Genomic DNA, 5,887 nt, shown 5'->3' on the forward strand with positions numbered 1-5,887 from the left:
GTGCCCAGCACGGTCGTCCACACCCGGCGGCCGGGCACCATTCCGCGCCGGGGCACCCGGGCGCCCTTGGCGAAGGTCCGCGCGAAGCCGCCGGGCGCGGGGGTGTCGGGGCCGGGCGTGCCGGACGGCTCCGGGCCGGGGTGGCTGCTGCTCTGGGACAACGCTGGTGCCTCCTGTGGTGGGCGCGGTGCGGGGGTCTTCGGTGGGTCAGGCGCGGCCGGACGGGCCGGGGGCCGCGGGGACGCCGGAGAGTTCCGGTACGTCCAGTTCCGAGAGGGTCGTCAGGTCGGCCTCGGTGGGCGCGGCGATCTCCGACACCCGGTACGCCTGGCGCTCGGTCATCGCCTGGAACGTCTGGCGCGCCGAACGCCCGTTGCCGAACCGTCCGTCGCGCGGGACGCCGTCGAAGTAGCCGGCGAGCACCGTGCGTGCGGCGTCGGTCAGACGGTACTGGTGCGAGGCGGCGTGCTGTTCGACGATGCGGACGAGTTCGGGCGTGCCGTAGTCCTCGAAGAGGAGGGTGCGGTTGAAGCGGGAGGCGAGACCGGGGTTGGAGTCGATGAAGTGCTCCATCTCGGTGGGGTATCCGGCGACGATGACGACGACGGCGTCCCGGTGGTCCTCCATCAGCTTGACCAGGGTGGCGATGGCCTCCTGGGCGAAGTCGTTGCCGCCGGAGCCGCCCGCCGGGGCGAGCGAGTACGCCTCGTCGATGAAGAGGACGCCGCCGAGCGCCTCCTGGAAGACCCGCTGGGTCTTGGGGCCGGTGTGTCCGACGTACTCGCCGACGAGGGCGGCCCGGTCGGCCTCGACGAGGTGGCCGCGCTCCAGCAGTCCCACGGCGGCCAGGATGCGGCCGTAGAGGCGGGCCACGGTCGTCTTGCCGGTGCCGGGGTTGCCGGCGAAGACGAGGTGGCGGCTGAGGGGCGGCGCGGCCAGCCCGGCCGCCTTGCGCTGCTGCACCATGCGCATCAGCTTCACCAGGGAGGCGACGTCCTGCTTGACCCGGTCCAGGCCGATCAGTTGATGGAGCTCGTCGAGGAGTTCGTCGAGGTCGGTCTCGGTGGGGGGCTGGTGCACGGTGGCGGACGAGGTGTTCGCGGGCCCGTCGGCGGTCGCGGTGGCCGGAGTGTGGAGGGACGGCCAGTGGGCCTCGCGTACCCGGAGCGAGACGCAGTCCTCCACGGTCGCGTCGGCGCCGTCCTCGGCGCTCAGGTCCTCCTCGGCGTCCTGGACGCGGAACCGGCGCAGGACGGGGGTGGCGCCCTCGCCCAGGTGGACGGCCGGGTAGGCGGGGTCGGTGATCTCCGCGTCCTCGAACGTGCCGCCGCCCTCGGCGTCCACGATCAGACCGTTCTTGCCCGGACGGACCACCCGCAGGCCGCGCACGACGGGCTCGGCGCCGGACGCGACGACCAGGCCCGAGCCCTGCGCCTCGACGACCTCCAGGTCCGTCGCGCGCGGCGCCGCCCCCTCGTCGAAGACGATCCCGGCGGTGCCGGCCCGCAGCACCCTGACGCCGGTGAGCCGGGTCTCCGCGCCCGCGCCGAGGAGGAACCCGGCGCGTTCGGCGTCGGTCACGGTGCCGTCCGTCAGCCGCGCGGGGCCGGTGGTGGTGAGGGTGACCCCGGTACGGCAGCGCAGTACGGTCAGGTGGTCGGCGTCGAGGCGGGCGGCGCCGGTGACGTCCAGGCCGGACATGCCGCAGTCGGCGAGCCGTACCTCCTCCAGCGTCAGACGGGCGTCGGCCACGGCGTGCAGCCCGTGTTCGGGGGTGGCGCCGGCCCGCACCCGGGTCAGCTGGACGCGGGCCCGCTCACCGGTGTGCACCGCGCTGAAGCGGGAGCCGGTCAGCTCGCAGTCGGTGAGGTCGGCCCGGCACGCGCCGGTCGCCAGCAGGCCGTTGGCGGCCGGTGCGCGGACGGTCGTGTCGTGGCCGGTCAGGTGCGCGGAGTCGTACGCCATCAGGCCGGCGGCGCCGGTGCGCGCGACGCGGGTGGTGTGCAGCCGTACCCTGGCCCGCGCTCCGGCGGCGACTCCGCTACCGCCGCAGTCGCGCAGCACGCAGTCCGTCAGGTGTACGTGCCCGGTGCCGGCGACGTGCACGCCGTCCGTCCCGGCGGCGGTGACCTCGCAGCCGTGCAGCAGTACCCCGCCGCGCGCCTCCGCCTCCGGCGGCGCGTCCGGGGCGGCGTCCGGGGCGGGTTCGGGGGCCGGTGAGCTGTCCAGGACGCGGACGGCCTCGGTACCGCAGCGGCGCAGACGGCAGTCCGTGAGGACGGCGGCGGCCCGGTCCTCGGCCAGCAGACCGCTGCGGCCCGTGGTGTCGATCAGGCACTCCCGCAGCAGGACACGGGCGTCCTCGCGCAGGCGCACCCCGGAGCCGGTGGCGCGGGTGATGCGGGTGCCGTGGAGTTCCAGGCGGGTGGTGCCGCCGACGACGACGCCGGTGCCGTCCGCGGCGTCCAGCACGCAGTCGGTCAGGCGCACGTCGCCGGTGGTGCGGATCAGCGCGCCGGCGAGCGCGGCGCCGGTCAGGGTGGCCGCGGTCATGGTCAGTGCGGCGTCGCCGAGGACGTCGAGGCGGCCCCGGGTGAGGCCGCCGCCGGTGAACTCCGTGCGGCCGCCGCTCAGCAGGACCGCCGGGCGGTCCGCCGCGGGCCCGGCCACGGTCAGGCCGGTCAGTACCGCCCGGGCGCCGCCGGTCACTTCGAGGGCGGGGGCATCGCCCGCCGGCGCGGTCAGCAGGACCGTGCCGGGCCCGTCGGGCCGCAGCCGCACGTCCCGTTCGATGCGCAGGTTCTCCCGGTACGTGCCGGGTGCGAGGCGGAGTTCGTCGCCGGGGGCGGCGGCGGCCAGCGCGGCGGCGACGGTGGGATGAGCGCCGGGGCGACCCGGGCCGACGTGGTGCACGGCGGTGCCCGCCGCGCGGTCCGTCGTCATCTGTGCTGTTCCCCTCTCGCGCCCCTGGACGGCCCCCGGCCCCCGGCACGGGGCATCTTGACGCGGTGTGACCCGCTGCCGTGCGGGTCGGCGCCGAGTTCGTCCACGGGCGTCTTCTTGCGCTTGCCCTTGATCGGTGGGTCCTGGTCCTCGGTGACCACCCAGTGTCCCTGGTGGCCGTCGGCCTGCGAACCGGGACGCCAGGTGAAGGTGAGTCCGCGCCCGGTCGGGCCGCCGGCCACGACGTGGACGGTGCCGCCGTCGGGATGGACCACGGTGATGGTACGACCCATGGTGTCGGCGTAGTACCGCAGGGCCAGCCCCTGGGCGCCGCGCTGCGCGGCCTCCCCGCCCCCGGGGGCCACGGGGAGCCCGGCGGCGCCGCGCGGGCGGTGGTTGCCGGTGGCCAGCGCCACGAACAGGTCGCGCCACCCGACGTCTTGAGCGAGCGCGGCCTCGACGGCCCTCGTGGTGGCGGGCTGGGAGCCGAAGTGCTGTGCCACCAGGTCCTGGAGGAGCGCCGGGGGCATCAGCGGACCGCCCTGGGCGTCGCGACCCCGGACCAGGGCACCGAACAACGAGACGTCGGGCGGGGTCGGCGGGGTGGGCCCGTCGTAGCGCGAGGGCGCGTCGGTGACGCCCGAGTAGTGGCCGCGCGGCGGCAGGCCCGCGATCTCGGCGGCGAGCGGGGAGTCGACCGGCGGGTTGCCGACCGCGATGGCGCGCATGTTCTGGAGGAAGCGCGCCGCATCGGAGTTGAGGGCGAGGACGCGGGCGGCCAGCTTGCGGTCCTCGGGGCCGACGCCGACATGCAGGCCGTCGTTGCCGGGTACGGGGGCGGAGACGTTCAGCCCCAGCCGGTTGGCCTCCGTGCCCATGCCGGGGCCGAAGCCCTCGGCCGTGGTGCGGGGCAGGTCCGGCGGCCCGGAGACGACGGGGCGGAAGGGCTCCTGTGCGTAGCGTTCGGCGGCGGAGCCGGAGAAGTGGGCCTCGCGGTGCCCCTTGAGGTCCAGGTCGGCCTTGGCCGAACGGTCGTGGTAGAGCTGGTTCATCGCCTGGAGGCCGGTGTGGTCCTGGGGCATCTGGGTCCTCGGCGTGTGCCATCCGGCCATGATGCGGGAGAGGTCCGTCTGGATCGCCGCGCCCTCGAAGTCCACGACGAAGGCCGCCCCGCGCTCCGGCAGGGTGTGGTTGGCGGCATGTATCCGCCGCTGCGCGAGGCGGTCCGCGGCCGCGTCCGCTTCCGCCGCCTGCGGCGTCTTCCAGGACGGCGCCACCGCGCGCACCGCGGCGAGCTCGTCCGCGGTGAGCGTCTCGGGCAGCGACCGGTTCAGTTCCCAGGCGTTGAGGCTGTTGAGTGCGCGGCTGAGGTTCTGGAACTCCGCGCCCTTCGGGCCGAAGCGGAAGAACTCGTCGTGCGGGGCCTTGCCGCGCGTGCTGTGCCAGAGCGGCAGATCGTCCAGCAGGGTCGCCGCGGCGTCCACGAAGAGGTTGGGCTCGGGGGCGTACGGCAACAGCGGGTGGATGCCGGCCAGGCCGGTGCGGGCGCGCATGTCGGCCTGGATACGGCGGTCGAATGCGGGCACATCGCCCGCATCGACACTCAGTGCGGGATTGTTGAGGCGCTCGTTGGTCTCCGTGACGAGCTTTTCCCGCATCGGGTCGGCGGGCCCGGGAACGCGGTAGCCGCCGGCCATCATCAGCGGGCGCAGCGGTGCCGGGCGGTCCGCCGCGTCGGGCCGGCCGAAGCGGAACTTCGCCTCGAAGTGCCCGAAGACGTGCCGCCCGCTCGGGACGAGGTGGTGATAGGCGTCGAAGTCCATGAAGGCGAGGTAGGGGTGGGTTCCGCCGCCTCCGGCGCCGCTGTGCATCATCGCGTGGACGAGGGAACGGCCGGCCGGGCTGGTCATGGTGGCATTGCGCACGGTGCCGAAGGGGAAGGACGCGCCCGTCCAGCCGATGCCGACCAGGGCCAGCGGATGCCGGAAGCCCTCCCCCTCCCCCGCCGCGCGCAGCGCCCCGCGCATGGCCGCACTGATGCCGGCCATCTCGGACGCCCGCCCGTTGACGCCGATGACCACGCCGACCCGGCCGTGGAAGCCGAAGCTGTGCCCCGGGTCGTGCAGCACCGCGTCGAGGAAGGCCCGGAACTGCTCGGCCCCTTTCTGTCCCGCGATGTCGCCGTGGCGCACCACGACGTTGATCACGAAGGAGAGGGGGAGGCGTTCGGTGGTGCTGCGGCGCACCCAGTCGCGGTAGGCGTCCTGACCCAGGGGGCCGCTGCCGTGCCGCGGCAGGTCCCGGAAGGCGTCATTGACGAAGATCTCGCCCGGGGTGACGTTCTCGATTCCGGGCACTCCCCCGTCCGGCCAGGTCAGTTCGGTGGCGAGGTCGAGGTCGTCGTGCGGGGTGCCGGAGGCCGGTGGTCCGCCGAAGGGGCCGTGGTGACCGCCGGTGGGCCCGGTGACGTCGGTCATCTCGACGTCGGCGGGCCCGGGGCTGTGCACGGTCATCCGGTCCAGCTCCTGGGCCACCCCGCTCAGGAGGGACGGCTCCCGGTCGAGGTGGGGGAAGGCGCCGCCGAGCGTGCCCGGGTTCTCCCCGCGGTGGTAACGCTCCACGGCGATCCGGTTGTTGGCCTCCGTGATGGCCTCGCGGACGGCGTTCGGTTCGACGCCGAGTTCCCGCAACTTCTCCTCGGCCTGGGCCAGTTCGGTGCGCCGTTCGTGGTATCCGGCCTCGGCCCGGAGCATGTTCGGGGTGGTCTTGGAGGGCCCGGCCCCGTCCGGCCCCGGGCCGACCCGCTCCTTCTCGTCCGCGGCGCGTGCCAGGTCGTGGCGGGCGCGCTGGTACGGCGTCCAGGCGTCGAGGCGCGCGTCGCCCAGGGGCCCGTCGTCGCCGCCGCGGACGGGGGCGTCGGCGGCCTGCCGGCGCTCGCGGCCCG

At 75.1% G+C, this 5,887-nt stretch carries 1 protein-coding gene and 1 pseudogene; both read right to left on the reverse strand.

Going from position 1 to position 5,887, the window contains the following annotated elements; translation table 11 throughout:
* Positions 1 to 207 precede the first annotated feature (207 nt).
* On the reverse strand, positions 208 to 2,943 hold the full coding sequence (locus AC51EU_RS26115) for a right-handed parallel beta-helix repeat-containing protein (protein ID WP_496269535.1): 2,736 nt from the start codon (positions 2,941 to 2,943) through the stop codon (positions 208 to 210).
* Positions 2,940 to 5,887, reverse strand: a pseudogene (locus AC51EU_RS26120) (hypothetical protein); the annotation flags it as partial. The gene AC51EU_RS26115 and the pseudogene AC51EU_RS26120, both read right to left, overlap by 4 nt.

This window comes from Candidatus Streptomyces philanthi (assembly GCF_059553635.1).

What these genes read in the sequence shown, in the direction of transcription:
- AC51EU_RS26115 (WP_496269535.1), bottom strand. Translation starts at nt 2,943, where the DNA reads ATGACGACGGACCGCGCGGCGGGCACCGCCGTGCACCACGTCGGCCCG.